The sequence below is a fragment of the Kitasatospora sp. CM 4170 genome, assembly GCF_032110285.1.
Taxonomy (GTDB): Bacteria; Actinomycetota; Actinomycetes; order Streptomycetales; family Streptomycetaceae; genus Kitasatospora; species Kitasatospora aburaviensis.
Genome location: NZ_CP134877.1, coordinates 2,214,615 through 2,232,141 on the forward strand (window position 1 = coordinate 2,214,615; position 17,527 = coordinate 2,232,141).

Annotated in this window: 18 protein-coding genes; 2 read left to right on the forward strand and 16 right to left on the reverse strand. The window is 72.8% G+C overall.

The window, feature by feature from the left end:
• The first annotated feature begins 8 nt into the window (after positions 1-8).
• Positions 9-1,073 (forward strand): MupA/Atu3671 family FMN-dependent luciferase-like monooxygenase, encoded by a 1,065-nt coding sequence (locus RMN57_RS08685; protein WP_313762812.1) that lies wholly within the window; start codon positions 9-11, stop codon positions 1,071-1,073.
• Between the two features lie 226 nt (positions 1,074-1,299).
• Here the strand turns inward: RMN57_RS08685 and RMN57_RS08690 are convergent, their stop codons facing one another.
• The 3 genes from RMN57_RS08690 to RMN57_RS08700 all read right to left on the reverse strand — a co-directional run bounded on the left by RMN57_RS08690 (position 1,300) and on the right by RMN57_RS08700 (position 4,433).
• Positions 1,300-2,097, reverse strand: a complete 798-nt coding sequence (locus tag RMN57_RS08690; protein ID WP_313762813.1) for an ABC transporter permease — start codon at positions 2,095-2,097, stop codon at positions 1,300-1,302.
• The gene (locus RMN57_RS08695) at positions 2,094-3,092 is read right to left on the reverse strand and encodes an ATP-binding cassette domain-containing protein (protein WP_313762814.1); all 999 of its coding nucleotides are present in this window, start codon (positions 3,090-3,092) and stop codon (positions 2,094-2,096) included. Before RMN57_RS08695 ends, RMN57_RS08690 begins: the two co-directional genes overlap by 4 nt.
• Before the next feature lie 114 nt (positions 3,093-3,206).
• The gene (locus RMN57_RS08700) at positions 3,207-4,433 is read right to left on the reverse strand and encodes a cytochrome P450 (RefSeq protein WP_313762815.1); all 1,227 of its coding nucleotides are present in this window, start codon (positions 4,431-4,433) and stop codon (positions 3,207-3,209) included.
• A 264-nt stretch (positions 4,434-4,697) separates the two neighbouring features.
• On the opposite strand from RMN57_RS08700, the gene hppD reads away from it, so the two are divergent.
• A complete protein-coding gene (hppD, locus tag RMN57_RS08705) occupies positions 4,698-5,762 on the forward strand; it encodes a 4-hydroxyphenylpyruvate dioxygenase (RefSeq protein WP_313762816.1) in 1,065 nt (354 codons plus the stop codon).
• Between the two features lie 69 nt (positions 5,763-5,831).
• On the opposite strand, the gene RMN57_RS08710 is transcribed toward hppD, so the two are convergent.
• The 13 genes from RMN57_RS08710 to RMN57_RS08770 all read right to left on the reverse strand — a co-directional run bounded on the left by RMN57_RS08710 (position 5,832) and on the right by RMN57_RS08770 (position 17,508).
• Positions 5,832-6,086: a LysR family transcriptional regulator gene (locus RMN57_RS08710; RefSeq protein WP_313762817.1), complete on the reverse strand. Its 255-nt coding sequence runs from the start codon at positions 6,084-6,086 to the stop codon at positions 5,832-5,834.
• Between the two features lie 146 nt (positions 6,087-6,232).
• Positions 6,233-8,266 (reverse strand): AarF/UbiB family protein, encoded by a 2,034-nt coding sequence (locus tag RMN57_RS08715; RefSeq protein ID WP_313767751.1) that lies wholly within the window; start codon positions 8,264-8,266, stop codon positions 6,233-6,235.
• A gap of 92 nt (positions 8,267-8,358) precedes the next feature.
• The gene (locus RMN57_RS08720) at positions 8,359-8,976 is read right to left on the reverse strand and encodes a DsbA family protein (RefSeq protein ID WP_313762818.1); all 618 of its coding nucleotides are present in this window, start codon (positions 8,974-8,976) and stop codon (positions 8,359-8,361) included.
• 17 nt (positions 8,977-8,993) lie between these two features.
• The gene (gene fabG / locus RMN57_RS08725) at positions 8,994-9,740 is read right to left on the reverse strand and encodes a 3-oxoacyl-[acyl-carrier-protein] reductase (protein ID WP_313762819.1); all 747 of its coding nucleotides are present in this window, start codon (positions 9,738-9,740) and stop codon (positions 8,994-8,996) included.
• 67 nt (positions 9,741-9,807) lie between these two features.
• On the reverse strand, positions 9,808-10,314 hold the full coding sequence (locus RMN57_RS08730; protein ID WP_313762820.1) for a beta-hydroxyacyl-ACP dehydratase: 507 nt from the start codon (positions 10,312-10,314) through the stop codon (positions 9,808-9,810).
• Complete coding sequence (locus tag RMN57_RS08735; RefSeq protein ID WP_313762821.1) at positions 10,311-10,802, reverse strand: hypothetical protein; 492 nt, start codon at positions 10,800-10,802, stop codon at positions 10,311-10,313. Before RMN57_RS08735 ends, RMN57_RS08730 begins: the two co-directional genes overlap by 4 nt.
• On the reverse strand, positions 10,799-11,068 hold the full coding sequence (locus RMN57_RS08740) for an acyl carrier protein (RefSeq protein WP_313762822.1): 270 nt from the start codon (positions 11,066-11,068) through the stop codon (positions 10,799-10,801). Before RMN57_RS08740 ends, RMN57_RS08735 begins: the two co-directional genes overlap by 4 nt.
• 34 nt (positions 11,069-11,102) lie before the next feature.
• Positions 11,103-12,212 carry a beta-ketoacyl synthase N-terminal-like domain-containing protein gene (locus RMN57_RS08745; protein WP_313762823.1) on the reverse strand — a complete coding sequence of 370 codons (1,110 nt, stop codon included), beginning with the start codon at positions 12,210-12,212 and terminating at the stop codon, positions 11,103-11,105.
• A gap of 50 nt (positions 12,213-12,262) precedes the next feature.
• The gene (locus RMN57_RS08750; protein WP_313762824.1) at positions 12,263-13,282 is read right to left on the reverse strand and encodes a hypothetical protein; all 1,020 of its coding nucleotides are present in this window, start codon (positions 13,280-13,282) and stop codon (positions 12,263-12,265) included.
• Between the two features lie 44 nt (positions 13,283-13,326).
• On the reverse strand, positions 13,327-14,181 hold the full coding sequence (locus RMN57_RS08755) for an alpha/beta hydrolase (protein WP_313762825.1): 855 nt from the start codon (positions 14,179-14,181) through the stop codon (positions 13,327-13,329).
• A complete protein-coding gene (locus RMN57_RS08760; RefSeq protein ID WP_313762826.1) occupies positions 14,181-15,134 on the reverse strand; it encodes a beta-ketoacyl synthase N-terminal-like domain-containing protein in 954 nt (317 codons plus the stop codon). Before RMN57_RS08760 ends, RMN57_RS08755 begins: the two co-directional genes overlap by 1 nt.
• Positions 15,131-16,270 (reverse strand): beta-ketoacyl synthase N-terminal-like domain-containing protein, encoded by a 1,140-nt coding sequence (locus tag RMN57_RS08765; RefSeq protein WP_313762827.1) that lies wholly within the window; start codon positions 16,268-16,270, stop codon positions 15,131-15,133. Before RMN57_RS08765 ends, RMN57_RS08760 begins: the two co-directional genes overlap by 4 nt.
• Positions 16,267-17,508: a beta-ketoacyl-[acyl-carrier-protein] synthase family protein gene (locus tag RMN57_RS08770; RefSeq protein ID WP_313762828.1), complete on the reverse strand. Its 1,242-nt coding sequence runs from the start codon at positions 17,506-17,508 to the stop codon at positions 16,267-16,269. The genes RMN57_RS08765 and RMN57_RS08770 overlap by 4 nt, the downstream gene beginning before the upstream one ends.
• Positions 17,509-17,527 lie beyond the last annotated feature (19 nt).

A 17,527-nucleotide genomic window follows, 5' to 3' on the forward strand; every position in this document is an offset into this window, starting at 1 on the left:
GAGACCCGATGGACTTCAGTCTCTTCTACTTCGCCAACAACGACACCGAGGAGCGGGACCGCTACCGGCTGCTGCTCGACGGCGCGCGCTTCGCCGACCGGAACGGCTTCACCGCCGTCTGGACCCCGGAGCGGCACTTCCACCCCTTCGGGGGCCTCTACCCCAACCCGTCGGTGACCGGCGCCGCGGTGGCCGCCGTCACCGAGCACGTGGCCGTCCGGGCGGGCAGCGTGGTGGCGCCCCTGCACCACCCGATGCGCGTCGCCGAGGAGTGGTCGGTCGTCGACAACCTCTCCAACGGCCGGGCCGGCGTGGCGTTCGCCTCCGGCTGGCACGCCGCCGACTTCGCGCTGCGCCCGGAGAACTACGAGACCCGCAAGAGCGCGCTGATCGACACCGTGGACACCATCCGCCGGCTCTGGCGCCGCGAGGCGGTCGAACTCGTCGACGGCGCGGGCGAGTCGGTCTCGCTGACGATGTTCCCGCCGCCGGTCCAGCCCGAGCTGCCGGTCTGGCTGACCACCGGCGGCACCCCGGCGACCTTCGAGCTGGCCGGCCGGAACGGCATGGGCGTCCTCACCCACCTGCTCGGCCAGGAGGTGGAGGTGCTCGCCCAGCGGATCGCCGAGTACCGGGCCGCCCACCGCGAGCACCGGGACGGCCCCGGGCACGTGGCGCTGATGCTGCACACCTTCGTCGGCACCGACCGCGAGACCGTCCGGGAGACCGTTCGCGAGCCGTTCTCCCGCTACCTGGCCAGCTCCTTCGACCTCCTGGTCAAGGCGGCCGAGGCGGCCGGCGCCGACGGGGCCGCGATGTCGCGCGAGCTGCGCAGCATGGACGAGGAGGACCGCCGGTTCCTGGTGGCCCAGGCCTTCGACCGGTACTTCGAGACCAGCGGGATGTTCGGCACCGTCGACGAGTGCATGGTGATGCTGAAGCAGCTGGCCGACGCCGGTGTCGACGAGGTCGCCTGCCTGGTCGACTTCGGGGTGGCGACCGACCAGGTGGTCGCCGGCTTCGACCACCTCGCCCGGCTGCACGACGCCTGGCGGGCGCACGAGGGCCGCTGACCGCAGCCGTCCCGGGTCGGACCGCCCCGGGACCGACCGTTCGAACCGCGACCCGGCGGGCCCCGCGCCCGCCGGGTCGCGGCGTCTGCGGCACCGGGCGGCACCGGTTGCCGCACGCCGGAGGGCCGGCGCTCCGGGGGACCACGGGGGTCCGCCCGGGGCACCGGCCCCGGCCACGCTGTGTCTTCGCCCGCCCGCCTCCGGGCGGCACCGCTCGACGCCGCGGTCAGCCCTTCCGTGCGGCGCGGTCGTAGGCCCGGGTGGTCAGCGGGATCAGCACCACCAGGAGCAGGCTGAGCATGATCAGCGAGGACGCCACCGGGTACCGCAGCGGGAAGGCCAGATCGGTCCCGTTGGCGGTCGGGTTCCCCCACAGCTCGCGCAGGGCGGTGGCCATCGTGGTCATCGGGTTCCACTGGGCGATGGTCTGCAACCAGCCCGGCAGGTTGTCGAGCGGGTAGAAGGTCGCGGACAGGAACGAGGACGGCATGGTGACGAACATCGCCACCGCGTTGACGCCCTGCGGCTCGCGCACGATCAGGCCGATCAGCGAGCCCAGCCAGGTCATCACGAAGCCGAGCAGGAAGATCAGGAGGAAGCCCTCCAGCAGCTTGAACACGTTGGTGTGGGTGCGCCAGCCGATCAGCAGGCCCACCGAGGCCATCGCGATGCAGGAGGTCGCGTTCAGCAGCACGTCGGCGAAGGTCCGGCCGAGCAGCACCGAGACCTGCGCCATCGGCATCGAGCGGAACCGGTCCACCAGGCCGTTCTTGAGGTCCTCCGCCACGCCGACGCCAGTGGTGACGACGCTCGCGAGCATGATCTGGATGAAGATGCCCGCCATGATGTACTCGTGGTAGTCGCCGTCGGGGACCGACATCGAGCTGCCGAACAGGTACCCGAAGAGGATCACGAACATGATCGGCATCAGGGTGACGTGCAGGATCTTCTGCGGCGTCCGCCGCAGGTGCGTCATGTGCCGGCCGAACAGGGCGATGGAGTCACCCAGGATGTAGGACTTCATCGGTGCGAGGCCTCCAGCTTCTTCGCCCGGGTGGTCTCCTCGACCGGCTCCGGACCGTTCCCGGTCAGCTCCAGGAACACGTCGTCCAACGAGGGCCGGCGGACCAGGAAGTCGACCACCTCGACCGAGGCGTGCTGCAGCTCCGTCGCCGCCGACGAGACGCCGGCGATGCCGGTCTCCAGGGCCACCGACACCCGCAGGCCGTCCGGGTCGATCACCGGCGGCGCGCACTCCGCCGAGGAGATCCTGGCCAGGGCCGCCTGGGCGGCCTCGGCCATCCCGGGCGAGCGCACCGTGATCTCCAACCGCTCCCCGCCGACCCGGCGCTTCAGCTCCTCGGGCGCGCCCTCCGCGGCCAGCTCGCCCTTGTTGATCACCGCGATGCGGCCGGCCAGCTGGTCCGCCTCCTCCAGGTACTGCGTGGTCAGCAGCACGGTCACGCCCTCGGCCACCTGCTTGCGCACCAGCTCCCAGAGCGCGATCCGGCTGGCCGGGTCCAGCCCGGTGGTCGGCTCGTCCAGGAAGATCACCGGCGGGCTGGCGATCAGGCTCGCGCCGAGGTCCAGCCGGCGTCGCATGCCGCCCGAGTAGGTCCGCACCGGCCGGTCGGCGGCGTGGGTGAGGCCGAACATCTCCAGCACCTCGACCGCCCGGGCGCGCGCCTGCCGGCGTCCCATGTGCAACAGCGTGCCGATCAGCACCAGGTTCTCCCGGCCGGTCAGCTCCGCGTCCAGCGCGGCGTACTGACCGGTCAGACCGATGTTGCGACGCACCTCGTCGGCCTGGCGCACCACGTCGTAGCCCGCGACGGTGGCGGTGCCGCCGTCCGGCTTGAGCAGGGTCGCCAAGGTGCGCACGATGGTCGTCTTGCCGGCCCCGTTGGGGCCGAGCAGGCCGAAGACCGTACCCGCCTCCACGGAGAGGTCGACGCCCTTGAGTACCTCGGTGTCGCCGTAGCGCTTCCGTAGACCCGCTACGGAGATTGCGATATCCATCTGACTCCTCATCACGGCGGCGGCGGACCCGTCCGGTCAGCGCCGGACCGGCGGGGCCCGCGGGGGACGGGCTCCGACCGGCTTCCTGTTCCTTCGGTTTCGACCTGCCGCGGATCAGCCGAGCCGCAGCGGCAGCGACTCCAGTCCGCGGGTCAGGTTCATCTCGTAGCGCAGCTCCTCCGGCGCCACGGCGAGCTCGATCCGGTCGAAGCGGTCGAGCAGCGCGCCGACCGCGAGCTCGGTCTGCATCCGGGACAGCGGCGCGCCCATGCAGTGGTGGATGCCGTGGCCGAACGCCAGGTGCCCGCCCGGCCGGCGGCGGATGTCGAAGCGGTCCGGGTCGGTGAAGCGCCCCGGGTCGCGGTTGGCCGCGCCGAGCGCCACCAGGACGAACTCGTCGGCCGGGATCACCGCCCCGCCCACCTCGACCGGCTCGGCGGTGACCGAGAGCGTCGACAGGTGCAGCGAGTTGTCGTACCGGCTGAACTCCTCGACCGCGCCGGCCAGCAGGGAGCGGTCGGCCCGGAGGGCTGCCAGCTGCTCGGGGTGGCGGAGCAGGGCCAGCAGGCCGTTGCCGATGAGGTGCGCCGTCGTCTCGTAGCCGGCGACCAGCAGCTGGAAGACCATCGACACCAGCTCGTGCTCGGTGAGCCGGTCCTCCTCGTCCCGGGCCTGGATCAGGCCGGTGATCAGGTCGTCGGCCGGCTCGGCCCGCTTCCGCGCGATCAGGCCGGTGAGGTACGCGGCCATCTCCTCGGCGATCCGGTGCATCTCCTCCGGCTGCACCGCGACGGTCAGCGCGTTCGACCAGCCGCCGAACTCCGCCTGGTCGGCCTCGGGGACACCGATCATCTCGGAGATCACCGTGAGCGGCAGCGGGAACGCGAACGCCTTGAGCACGTCCACCTCGCCCTGGTCGGCGAGGTCGTCGAGCAGCCGGGCGACCGTCCGCTCGATCCGCGGCCGCAGTGCCTGGATCTGACGGACCGTGAAGGCCTTGGCGACCAGCTTGCGCAGCCGGGTGTGGTGCGGCGGGTCCGTGTTCAGCATGTGCTCCACGAGCATCCGCTGACCGAGCGTCTTCTCGGCCGGCTCCTCGGGCGCCTCGACGCCGGCCCGGGCGGCGGCGACCCGGGTGGCCCGGTCCGGGTCCTTCACCAGCCGCGCGTCGGTCAGCGCCGCGCGCGCCTCCTCGTGGCCGAGGACCAGCCACATCGGCGTGCCGGCGAGTGCGACATGGGCGACCGGGCCGCGCTCGCGCAGCCGCGCGTACACGGGGTACGGGTCTCGGACGAACTCCTCGCCGAGCTGCTCCAGCTCCTGCGCCGTCTCCTCGGACATGCCGTCGGTTCCTCCCGGTCGGTCCGTCCCCGCAGTGCACGGACGTGACGATGTCATCGCCCCCGTTGATATCAGCACCGGGCGGTCCCGCAGATCCGCACATCAAGAATTTCCATGTGCCCCGCGGGGCGACCTCGTCTGTTTTCAACTATTTGACCCGGAGTATCGCCGCGGCGGCCGTCCGGGGCATCCTCCGTTCCATGGTTGGCAGTGTCCGGGACCGCATCGGCGGCAAACCGCTGTGCCCGGCCGAGGAATCGTCGGATGGGGAACAAGAACGTGACCGCACATGACGTCGAGTACATCGAGATCTACACCAACGACTGGCACCGGACCACCGATTACTTCGTGTCCAAGTGGGGATTCCGCGAGCAGGCGACGTCCCGGACCGACGACCTCCGCTCGGTCCTGCTCCGCCACAACGGCATCCGGCTCGTGGTCACCTCCGGCCCCGCCACCGCGGAGCACCTCGCGGTGCACGGCGACGGCATCGCCGACATCGCGTTCTCCTGCACCGACCCGGAGGCCGTGCTGGCCGGCGCGGTCGCGGCCGGCGGGCGCAACCTCACCGCCCCGGGAGCGGCCGACCCCGTGGTCTCCGGCTTCGGGGCCGTCCGGCACACCCTGGTGCACCGCGCCCACGGCGCGGAGCACCGGCTGCCGGCCGGCCGGGCCTGGACGCCGGCCCCGGCGGACGCGGACGCACCCACCGTCGCCGACGACGCCGACGGGGCCGCCGAGCTGCGCCTGCTCGACCACATCGCGGTCTGCCTGGAGGCCGGCACGCTGCACGGCACCGTCGACTACTACCTCGACGGGTTCGGCTTCGAGCGCTTCTACAGCGAGTACGTCGCGGTCGGCGACCAGGCGATGGACTCGATCGTGGTCCGCAGCCCCTCCACCGGCATCACCTTCACCATCCTGGAGCCCGACCCGGCCAAGAAGCCCGGCCAGATCGACGAGTTCCTGCAGCGCAACGGCGGTGCGGGCGTGCAGCACCTGGCCTTCCTGGTCGACGAGATCGTGCCGGCGGTGCTGGACTTCGAGTCCCGCGGCATCGAGTTCCTGCAGACCCCGGGCACCTACTACGACGCCCTGGCCGAGCGGATCGCCGACCTCGACGAGACCATCCCCGACCTGCGCAAGACCAACGTGCTGGCCGACCGCGACGAGTGGGGCTTCCTGCTCCAGCTGTTCTCCCGCTCGCCGTTCGAGCGCCGGACGCTCTTCTTCGAGCTCATCCAGCGCCACGGCGCCCAGGGCTTCGGCAGCTCCAACATCCGCGCGCTCTACGAGGCCGTCGAGCGCGCCCGGGAGCAGGCCGCCTGAGGCGCCCGTCCGGGCGGGCGCGACGGGCTCCGGACCGGTTCCGCACAGCCGGTCCCGAGCCCGTCGCGCTCACACCGCGCAGACCCCTTTCATACTGTCGATCAGGGTCAGCACCGCCTTCGCCGACGGCAGGATCATGCGGCCCTCCCGGGTGAGGTGGGCCCCGGTGGAATCGCGGGTGAAGAGTTTGGTCCCGAGCATCTGCTCCAGGCACTTGATCTGGTAGCTGATGGCCGGCTGGGAATATCCCAGCTCTTTCGCCGCGTGATCCATGCGGCCGATCTCGGCGACCGATACGAAGGCGCGAAACTCCCGCTCGTGCATTGTTCCCCCTGTCATTTCGGCGACCGGCCGAACTCCTGCGCCGAAGCAGCTGTTCCCGTTGATTTCGACTCCATGACAGCTCATTCGAATCAGCGGGGCAATGGCCGTTACAGGAAGCTGCAAGCCCCGCCGGGCCGCGCCCGGCTTCACGGCGAGGGCCGGCGGATCGCCGTGTAGAGCGCCCGGAGCATGAGGATGCCGCTGACCGCGATCGACTGGTAGCCGAGCAGCGGGAACAGCTCCAGGTGCGCCGTCACGTGAGGCCCGCGGCCGGTGCCGAACACCATCAGCAGCACGCCCATCAGCCCGGTGCAGGCCGCCAGCAGGGTGACCGTCATCTGGTGGATGAGCCCCGAGACGAACCGCCGCTCGCGCTCGTCCGCGAAGACGCGGACCCGCACGGCGAGCCGGCCCTCCTCCAGCGAGGCGCTGATCCGGTCGGCCCGCCGCGGCAGCCGGCGCAGCATCGGCAGGACGGACAGCACCTCCTGGACGGCGCCGCGCGCCATCGAGGAGAGCTCGGCGCCCAGCCCCTCCTCCCGGGGCGGTCCCCCGTGGTTGCGGAACCTCAGCTGGTCGGCGACCAGCTCCCCGGCGATCGCCCGCCCCTCGTCCAGGAGGTTGAAGTCCGCCGAGAGGGCGCCCAGCGTGCCCTCCAGGGTGGCCAGGGCCCGGAAGGCGGCGGCCACCTGCGGCGGCACGGAGAGGCCGAAACGGGCCAGGATCTGGAACAGCGCGGCAAACATGTCGGTGTCCGGCCGGGCCGTGACGCCCAGGTGGTGCGCCATGAACTGGGCCAGCTCGCGCTCCAGGACGAGCGTGTCGGGTATCAGGTCCTCGCTGTTGGTGGCCCGGGTGCCGAGCAGGGCGAGCAGCGCGTCGTGCATGGCCGACGGGTCCCCGCGGTTGACGGCGAGCAGCAGCTCGCCGATGGCGAGCTGGGTGGCCGGGTCCAGCCGGCCGACCGACCCGAAGTCCAGCAGGCCGATCCGCCCGTCCTCCAGCAGCAGGATGTTGCCGGGGTGGGGGTCGGCGTGGAACACGCCGGCGCGCAGGATCTGGTGGATGACCGCGGTGAAGGTGGTGCGGGCGAGCGCCCGGCGGTCCAGGCCCTTCGCGTCGGCGACCGGGCCGGCCTTGTCCAGGGTGACCCCGTCCAGCTGCTCCTGGACCAGGACCCGGGCCGAGGAGTACTCGTAGTGGATGTCCGGGATGCGCACCGGGGCGTCCGGCTCCAGCCCGCCGCAGGACGCCGCAACCGCGGTCGCGTTGCGGGCCTCGATGCGGAAGTCCAACTCCTCGCGCACCGACCGGGCGAAGCCCTCGCCGAGGTCCTTCAGCCCGAGCGCCGGCGCGAACCGGGCCCGCTCCTGCAGGCTCCGGGTCACGGCGACGACGATCCCGAGGTCACGCTCGACCAGCGCGCCCACCCCGGGGCGCTGCACCTTGACCACCACCGTGGGCCCGTCCCGCAGCTTCGCCCGGTGCACCTGCGCGATGGACGCGGCCGCCATCGGCGCGTGCTCGATCCACTCGAAGACGTCCGCGACCGGCCTGCCCAGCTCGGCCCTGAGCACGGCCTCGACCTCCGGCCACGGCGCGGCCGGCACGGCGCTCTGCAGCCGGCTCAACTCGTCGATGAAGTGCGGGGGCAGGAGGTCGCGCCGGGTGGACAGCACCTGTCCCAGCTTGATGAACGCCCCGCCGCACTCCTGCAGCGCCAGCCGCAGGGAGGCGGCCGAGCGCTCGCCGAACTCGCCCGGCTGGAGGGCTCGTTCGAGCCGCCCCCGGCCGCTGAACAGCCGGCCGAGACCGTGTCGGATGAAGATCCGGCTGATCTGCGAGTAGCGGCGGGTGCGGCTGAGCCGGCTGCCGACCGCACGCCACAGCTGCAGCGGCAGGGTCCAACTGCCGTACGGCAGGAAGACCTCGGTGAGCACCAGGGTCACCATCGCGGCGAGCACGGCGAGCGCGAACTTGACGCCGAACACCGCCGCGATACTGCCGTGCTCCCGGGAGAGGGGTTCGAGGCTCACCATGATGCCGAGCGCGACCAGCCCGGCGGCGAGGGCGCGCAGCGGCCCCACCCGGATCCCGAGCAGCCGCCGGGAGATCGCCGACACACCGAGGACGAGGACGGCCAGGGACGCCGCCGCTACCAGTAACACCGTCAGGGCCATCACCGGAGCCACGTTAGACCGCGGACGACCGGGACCGGCATGGGGTTGTCAGCTTCATGCCGCATCCCGCGGCGGGCGGGCCCGGCCGGCCGTCACGCCGCCGCGCGGACTCCCGCGAGGAAGCCGTTCAGGCGGTCCGAGCCCCAGTAGCGGTCCGGGCCGTGGACGAAGAACGGCACGCCGAAGACGCCGTCCCGGCCGATCGTGCGCAGCGCCTCGACGCCGCGGGCCAGGACCGCCGGGTCGTCGGCGGCGTTGCCGAGGGTGTCCGGGTCGAGGCCGAGCTCCGTGCCGATCGCGGCGACCACGGCCCGCTCGGAGAGGTCGAGGCCGCGCTCGAAGCGGGCCCGGTAAGCCAGACCGATGAACTCGCGGCCCAGCCCGGCGTCCTCGGCCACCAGGTAGCCGAGGTGGGAGACGTCCCAGTCGGGCTCGGTGTCCACCGGCCAGGCGACGGCGAGGCCGCGCTCGGCGGCGAGCCGCTTGACGTCCTGCAGGATGTAGAGGTGCTTCTCCTTCGACATCGGGACGTAGGGCAGCCGGATGTCCGTCCCGGCCAGGAGCCGGGCGCTCGCCGCGCCCGGCTCCCAGTAGGGGCGCCACTCGATCCGTTCCGCCACGTCGGGGGCGTTCTCGGTCAGCTCCCGGTAGGCGAGCCACGAGTACGGGCTGCGCAGGGAGAAGTACCAGCGCGTCGGTTCGACCGCCAACTTCGGCTCCAGGGGCTCTAGATGGTGATGCCGCCGTCGATCTGCAGGACGGCGCCGGTGATGTAGCCCGCGCGCGGCGAGACCAGGTAGGCGACCAGGTCGGCGACCTCCTCGGCGGTGCCGAGGCGGCCCAGCGGGACCGACTCCAGGGCCTTGTCCTTGACCTTGCCGCTGAGCACGGAGGTCATGTCGGTGTCGATGAAGCCGGGGGCGACCACGTTGGCGCGGATGCCGTAGCGGCCGACCTCCTTGGCCAGCGCCCGGGAGAAGCCGATGATGCCGGCCTTGGAGGCCGAGTAGTTGCTCTGGGTGGCGTTGCCGTAGACGCCCGCCACCGAGGAGATGTTGACGATCGACCCGCCCTTGCGCTTCATCATTCCGAAGGCGACCGAGCGGCAGGTGTTGTAGACGCCGTCGAGGTTGGTGTCGAGCACGTCGTGCCACTCCTCGTCCTTCATCAGGACGAGCGGGTTGTCGCGGGTGATGCCGGCGGCGGTCACGGCCGCGTCGATCGGGCCCAGCTCCCGCTCGGTCTCCTCGACCAGGGTGCGCACCGAGGCGAGCTCGCGCACGTCGGTCCGGCGGCTGAGCACCCGCACGCCGAACTCCTGGACCTCCTTCTCCAGTTCGAGCGCGGCCTGCTCGTTGGACTGGTAGCAGAAGGCGACGTCGAAGCCGTCCTGGGCCAGTCGCAGCACGGTGGCGCGGCCGATGCCGCGCGAGCCGCCGGTGACCAGCGCCACCCGGGATTCGTTGTCAGCCATGGGTCTCTCCCAAGAGTGCTTCGGTGTGCGCCGCCGGCCGGTCGGCCGGTGGCTCGGATGCCCCGCGTCAGGCGGTGGCGGTGGCGGCGGCCGGCCGCAGCTCCTCGGCGGGCCGGAAGGCCAGCACGGCGCTCTCCACGGTGAGGACGGGTTCGCCGTCCACCAGGCTCTCGCCGGCGATGATCAGCGTGTCGCCCAGAGTCCGGGTGATGGTCGCCCGGTGCTCCAGGACGTCGCCGGGCAGGACCGGTCCGTGGTACGCGAGCCCGGTGACGGCGCCGAAGAGCATGACCCGGCCGGTGAGGACGTCCGGGTTGGGGTCCTCCCAGGTGGCCAGCAGGCCGGCCGCCTGGCACCAGGACTCCATCAGCAGGACCTGCGGATAGGCGAAGTCCTCGGCGCCCTCGGGGACGTCCCGGTACCAGGGCTCGTTGCAGCTCACGGCCTTCACGGCGGTGATGCGCTCGCCGGGGACGACGTCGAGCACCCGGTCCACCAGCAGCATCGGGAAGCGGTGCGGCAGGGCCCGGCGGATCGCCGCCTGGCCGGCGGTGGTCCTCCACTCGGCGGTCATCGGGCTCCCTCCCCTTCGGTGACGTGCGGCTCGGTGACGTGCGGCTCGGCGGCCTGCGCTTCGACGGCCTGCGCTTCGGCCGGCGGTCGGGCGCCGGTGAAGCGGAGCCTGGTCCGGGCCGCGACCGCGCGGCCGGTGGCCACCTCGGCCGTGCACCGCCAGCCCTCGGCGACCTCGCGCCACTCCAGCTCCACGGCCAGTTCGTCGCCGGGGAAGACCGGGCTGAGGAACCGTGCCGTCTCCACCCCGGCCAGGGCCAGGGCCCCGGCGCCGGGCGGCGGGGCCGCCAGGGCGCTGAGGCGGACCGACTCGATCACGCAGACCCCGGGGAAGATCGGGAACCCCGGGTAGTGGCCGGGCAGGACCGGCTCGTCCGCCGTGACGGCGACCGCCGTCGCGGCGGACGTCCGGCCCTCGGCACCGGTCGCCGGGGGCCGGACCACCTCGACCCCCGCGACGACCGGGCTGATCGGACCCGGCCGGCTCATGCCGACCGGAGCTTCTCGCCGAGCACCTCGTAGGTGCCGGCCAGCGACGTGATCCGGGGGAACTGGCTCTCCTCCAGCCGGACGCCGTACTTCTTCTCCAGCACGACCACCACCTCCAGGGCCAGCAGGGAGTCGACGCCGAGGTCGGCGATGAAGCCGGTGTCGTCGGCCAGCTCGGCCACGTCCACGTCCAGGACCTGGGCGATCGTCGCGCGCAGGTCCTCCTTGTCCAGCACGGCCACGGCAGAGACCTCCTGGGTCGTCACGGCGGTGTCCTTTCGTCAGGGTCGGGGGTGGGGGTCAGCGCAGGCGGAGCAGGGCGCAGCCGACCGCGCCGTCGCGGTCGACCGAGGTGACCAGGGCCACCCGGCCCGCGGCCGAGGGGTCGTCCTCGGCGTGGACCAGGACGCCGGCCACCTGGAAGGCGGCCGAGGCGGCCACGGTGTCGCCGAGCAGCGCGGTCTGGGTCAGGTGGCGGGGGCTCCCGCCGGCCGTGGCGGCCTCGATCACGGCCCGCTCCTGCTCGCCCATCGGGCCGGGCACCTCGCTGGTGGAGACCGCCCACAGCTCCTCCGGCCGCACCTCGGCGCGGCGCCCGGCGCGCTCCACGCAGGAGGCCAGGGCGGTGCGGACGTCGCCGCCGAGGGCGATGCCCATCTGGACGGCGAGGACCTCGGCCAGCACCGGCTGGTCCGGGTCGTCCGGGTCGGCGCGCTCGATCAGCAGCAGGCCGCAGCCCTCGCCGGCCGGCTGCGCCGCGCCGTCGGCCTGCGGGTCGTGGGAGTGCCGGTCCAGCCAGGAGCGGGCGTGCGAGAACTCCTCGACCGCGCCGCAGAGGACGGTCCGGGCGCGGCCGAAGTTGAGCAGCCGGCGCGCGTAGTTGAGGGCGTAGAGCCCGGCCGCGTGGCCGCCGGCGATGGTCGTGTTGGGGCCCTTGAGCTGGTGCCAGATGGCGCTCTGCCCGGCGGCGCAGTTCATCACGGCGTTCGGGAACCGCGCCGGGTCGACGAAGTAGGGCTTCTCGCCGGTGAACGAGTCCCGGGTGAAGTCCATCTGGCTCTGCACGCTGCCGATGGTCGTGCCGAGCACGAGGGCGGAGTTCTCGCCGGTGGCGACCCGCCGGTTACGCGGCGCGTCGTCGAGCAGCCGGCCCACGGTGGTGACGGCGAGGCCGGTGGCCCGGTCCATCGACCGGGTGCCCTTCTTGCCGAGTACCGCGCGGATGTCGAAGTCCGGTACCAGGCAGGCTGTTTCGGCCGCTGCCTGCCAGGGCTCGCGGGCCAGCGGCGCCTCGGCCGACCGGCGTTCCCGCAGCCCCTCGGCGAACGCCTCGCGGCCGGTGCCGAACGGCGACACCGCCGACCAGGCCGTGATGACCATGCGATTCACAGGGGTTGAGGTGGTACTCATATCTGCTCCGTTGCTCTCCGCGGTTTCGCCTGCCGGATCCGGCACGGCCCTCAGGCCTCGCCCCGGAGCGCCTTGGCGACGCGCTCGTCGAAGGTGACCAGGTTCCACTCGCGCCGGTTGTCGACGACGGCGTAGCCGTGGGTGACCTTGCCGGTGGCGGTCTGGACGAGCTTGCCGTCGCGGACCACGTAGCAGTCCATCCGCGAGGTGTAGGTGAAGTCCTTGAAGATGTCCTCCACCGTGTAGACGGTGTAGAGCTCCTCCTCCATCAGCGCTTCCTCGACGATCTGGATCTTCGAGTGCGGGCAGGCGGGGATCCAGCGGCGCTCGTCCATCAGGGTCCGCACCGAGATGCCCCGGTCGGCCAGGAACAGGTCGACGACCTCCTCCATCTGACGCAGGTAGCTGGACATCTGCAGACGCTCGGAGAAGTGGCAGTACGGGTACGGGATGCGCCACTTCCAGCCGAAGGAGTTGGTGCCGGCGGTGAGCAGGTCGAGCACCGGGTCGGGACCGGTGGTGCCGCGGCCGGCGGACAGCGAGGTGGTGGCCGCGGTGAGGTCGAGCCCGGAGATGTCGGGCGGCGTCTGCAGGCCGCGCACCGGCGTGCCGAGACGGTCCGTGACGAAGCGGGCGATCGGGGCCGGCGGCTCGCTCGCCTCCTCGATGTAGCTCTCGCGCCGCAGCACGGCCTTGGCCCGGGCGGCGACCAGCTTGGTGTCCTCGCCGTCGCGCTCGCCGGTCAGGGTGACGGTGAAGGAGACGGCGGTGTCCTCGTCCCCGGCCTTGGGGACGACCCGGGCCTCGACCGTCTCGTCCATGAAGAGGGCGCTCAGGATGCGCGTGTCGAGCTCGACGAGGTCCACGCCCAGGCCGTGCTCCGTGTAGAGCGCGCGGGCCTCCAGGCCGGATTCGGCGAAGTGGAGCAGGATGGCTTCCTCGACGAGGTAGTTGATGTGCTTGAAGCCGATCCAGGTGCAGATGTTGGCGCCCTCGAAGCGTGTGCGCAGCGGCACGGTCGTCTCGCTGGTGAGGAGCGCCTTGACTGCGCTGTCGGTCACGGTGGTCATCGGAGGTGCTCCCCTGAAGGTGTGGGTCCGGGGCCGCCTGTCGGTCACGCGGCCGGCAAGGTGCTGACGAAGCGATCGACCGCGGCGGCGAGGTCGCCCGCCTGCTCGATCATCAGGAAGTGCCCGCTGCCGGGCAGCAGGTGGAACCGCCCCTGCGGCAGGTCGGCCGCCAGCAGGCGGCCCTCCTCCGGGAGCGCGATGGAGTCGTGCTCGCCCGCGATCACGAGGCAGGGCACGGGGAAGCGTTCGGTGCGCAGCCACGGGGTGGCCAGGTAGGTCTCGAAGAACCGGATCCAGCCGTAGGCGCCGACCCGGTCGCGGACCCGGCTGCCGAGCTCCTCGACCAGGTCGTCCGGGACCCGGCCGGCGGCGTGCACCCGCACCCCCTCGGTCATGGTCCGGACGAAGTTCTGGACGGCGGTCTCCACCGACTGCCAGCCGAAGTCCTCGGCCGCGCGGCGGTAGAACGGCGAGACCAGGACGAGGGCGCGGATGCCGTACTCGGTGAACGGGTCGGCGCCGCACTCCAGTTGCCGGTGGAGGAACTCCAGCAGGCTGTTGGCCCCCATCGAGTGGCCGACCACCACGCCGGCGCCGCCGGGCACCCCGCGCAGCGCGTCGGCCACGTACGGCACGACGTCGCCCCGCGAGCTCCAGTGGGCCACGCAGTCACCGCGCCAGGGCAGGTCGGCGGCCCAGACCTCGGGGCCGTCACCGTGCCCGCGGTGGGCGAGGAAGGCGTCCCAGACGCTCGCGCTGTTGGCCAGGCCGTGGAGCAGCAGCATCCGGCCCCCTCCGGCGGCGCCGGCCGCGCGGCGGTGCACGACCACCGGCGGCAGTGCGCCGGGCCGGTCCGTCTGCGCCGCGCCCTCGACGACCACGGTGCCGCCGCCGGACATCAGACGGCCGCCGGCCGGAGCAGGACGAGACCGGCGCTGGCGTCGTCGGCGTCGGTACCGGCGCTGGCGACCACCGGCCCGGCGCCGCCGCGGGCGAACCAGCCGACGGCCGCGGCGCACTGGAGCACGCCGAGCGCGCCGGAGGCGGTGCCGAAGCGCTCGCCGAGGTCGTCCCGGGGCACACCGTCGAGCAGGTCCGCGGGCAGGGCGTCCGCCCCCGCGTCCGTCTCGGGCACCTGCCAGAGGGCCGGCCGCTCCCCGGCCGGGCCCGCCAGCCGCGCCAGCGAGGCCGCCAGGCCGGCGCCGCGCACCTCGGCGCCGAGGACCGCCAGGCCGGGCACGCCGCGCCCGGCCGCCGACTCCTCGCTCTCCAGCACCACGCCCACCGCGCCGTCGAGCAGCCGGTCGGCGCCGGTGAAGGCGCGCACCGCCGCGTTGTCCGGCTCGACGCCGAGGGCCAGCGCGCGGGAGACCCGGCCGGCCCGGATCAGGCCGGCGCCCCAGCGGAGCGCGTCCAGCCCGGAGGTGGCGCCGTTGCAGAGCATCAGGTTCGGGCCGCGCAGGCCGAAGCGGATGGCCACCGAGGAGGCGACCACGTTGCTGGAGGCGTTCGGCAGGTCCATCGGGCTGCCGGCGGCCGCGGTCTCCCGGGTGATGGTGTCCATCGCCCGGGTGACGGTGTCGAGGTTGCCGTAGTTGGAGCTGACCACCACCGCCACGCTGCCGGCGGCGACCGTCAGGCCCTCCTCGTCCACCAGCGCGGCGTCCTGCAGGGCCGCCCGGGCCGCGCAGTAGGCCAGCTGGGTCGCGCGGTCCTTGTAGCGCAGGCCCTTCTTGCCGACCAGGTCCTTCGGCTCGACCGGCGGGGCGTCGGCGGGCCCCGGCTCGATCAGCTCGGCGGCCGAGGCCGCCCGCGGCAGCACCACGCCGACGCCGCTCACCAGCACGTTCATCGGGCCGCCTCCACGATCGCCACGGCGTTCACGCCGCCGAAGCCGAATGCGTTCAACTGGGCCACCGACATCGGCAGTTCGGCGGCCTCTCCGGTGACGATCCGGAAGCCGGAGGCCTCCTTCACCGGGTCGTCCAGGCCGATGGTCGGGGGCACCCGGCCCTCCGCCAGGGCGATCAGCGTCACCACCAGGTTCAGCAGGCCGGACGCCCCGGAGGTGTGGCCCGTCATGGACTTGATGGCCGTCATGACCGGCCCGCCCGCGGCGTCGCCGAAGGCCTCGCCGAGCGCGATCGCCTCGGTCTCGTCGTTGAGCAGCGTCCCGGTGCCGTGCACCATCACCAGGTCGATGTCGGCGGGCCCGAGGCCGGCCCGGGTGTGGGCCTCCCGGATCGCCTCGGCGATGCCGACCGGGTCGGGCGCGGTGACGTGGTGCGCGTCGCAGTTGACGGCGACGCCGCGCACCAGGCCGTGCACCTTCCGGCCGGCGGCCGGGGTGCGGGTCAGCACGACCGCCGCCGCGCCCTCGCCCATCAGGACGCCCGCGCGGTTGCGGTCGAACGGGCGCACGCGCTCCGGCGGGACCGGCTGGACGCGCTCCAGCAGGCCGTACATGGTCTCGGTGAGCACGTCGACGCCGGCCACGATCACGGTCTCCGCCGTGCCTGCCGCCAGCAGGTCGGTGGCCAGTCCGAGCGCGTAGAGCCCGGCCGAGCACGCGTTGGAGAAGGTGTGGGTGTCGTCGGCACTGCATTCCCGGCGCAGCGCGGTGCCGAAGTGCAGGTCCTGCGGGGGGAACTCGATGCCGTCGCGCTGCCAGAGCTCGACCGAGCGCAGCTCGCGCAGACCGGTGCCGATCAGGATCGGCACGCCGCTCAGGTCGTGCTCGTCGAGGCCCGCGTCGCGGGCGGCCTGGCGGACGGCGTCCAGCAGGAGGGCGGTCGCCCGGCGCGGGACGTCGGCCCCGGGCTCGGGGCGGTCGTCCACCTCGTAGGCGAAGCGGGCGTCGTGGCGGGTGAGGTCGAAGCCCTTGAGCTCGCCCACCCCGGAGACGCCGGCGCACAGGTTGGCGAACAGCTCGGCCGGGTCGCGGCCGACACTGGCCACGGCGCCCATGCCGGTCACGGCCCAGTTCACGCGGCCACCTCGTCGTATTTCCCGAGCAGCACCACGGCATTGTTCCCGCCGAATGCCAGACCGTTGTTCTGGACGATCCGCAGATCGGCTTCCACGGCCGTGTTCGGCACGCAGTCGACGTCGCATTCGGGGTCGGTGGTGGTGTGGTTGATGGTCGGCGGAATGAAATTGTTGGTGATGGCCAGGGCGCAGCCGATCGCGGAAAGCGCACTCGCCGCGCCCATGGTGTGGCCGATCATCGACTTCATCGAGATGACCTTCGGCGGCTGCGTTCCGAAAACCTCGCGGATCGCGCGCGCCTCGGTGACGTCGTTGGCCTTGGTGCCGGTGCCGTGTGCGGAGATCAGGTCCACCTGCTCCGGCTTGATCCCGGCGTTCTCCAGCGCGAGCTCCATGCAGCGGCCCACGCTGTCCTGGTTCGGCGCCACCTGGTGGTAGGCGTCGCAGTTGAGGCCGTAGCCGAGCACCTCGGCGTAGATCCGGGCGCCGCGGGCGAGCGCCGAGTCCAGGCTCTCCAGCACCAGGATGCCGGCGCCCTCACCGGTCAGGATGCCCTTGCGGTCCACGTCGAAGGGCCGGCAGCGGTCGGGGGCGATGGTGCCCAGGCGGTAGAAGCCGGAGAAGGTCTTGCGGCACATCGCGTCCGCGCCGCCGCACAGGGCGAACTCGGCCTCGCCTGAGCGGACCGCGTCGAAGCCGTAGCCGATCGCGTAGTTGCCGGCGGCGCAGGCGGTCGGGATCGTCACCGCCTCGACGTCGGCCAGCTCCAGTTCCTGGGCGATGGCCGCGGAGAGCCGGCCGGCCGCGACCCGGCGCGCGGACTCGGGCGCCATGTGCTCGGGGCCGTGCAGGACCTCGGCCTCGACCATGTGGTCGAGGTCGCGGGACTCGCCGTCGGTGGTGCCGACGGTGACGACGCCGGGGCGCGAGCGCCAGACCTCAAGGTCAAGCCCGGCGTCGTCGATCGCCATCCGGGCGGCCGCGACGGAGTACTGGGTGGCGCGGCCGAGGGTCTCGACCGGCAGGTGGCGGATCCACCGCCCGGGTTCGAACCCGACCACCTCGCACCCGTTGGCGTGGTCGAACCCCTCGACGTCGAACACGGTGATCGGCTTGGCGCCGCTGCTCCCGCTGCGCAGGCCGCGCAGGAACTCACCGGCTCCCATCCCGATGCTGGAGACCACCCCCAGCCCGGTGATCACGACCCTGCGCGGGCCAGCCTGCCCCGACTCTGCCATCCCGACCTCTCCGTCCACT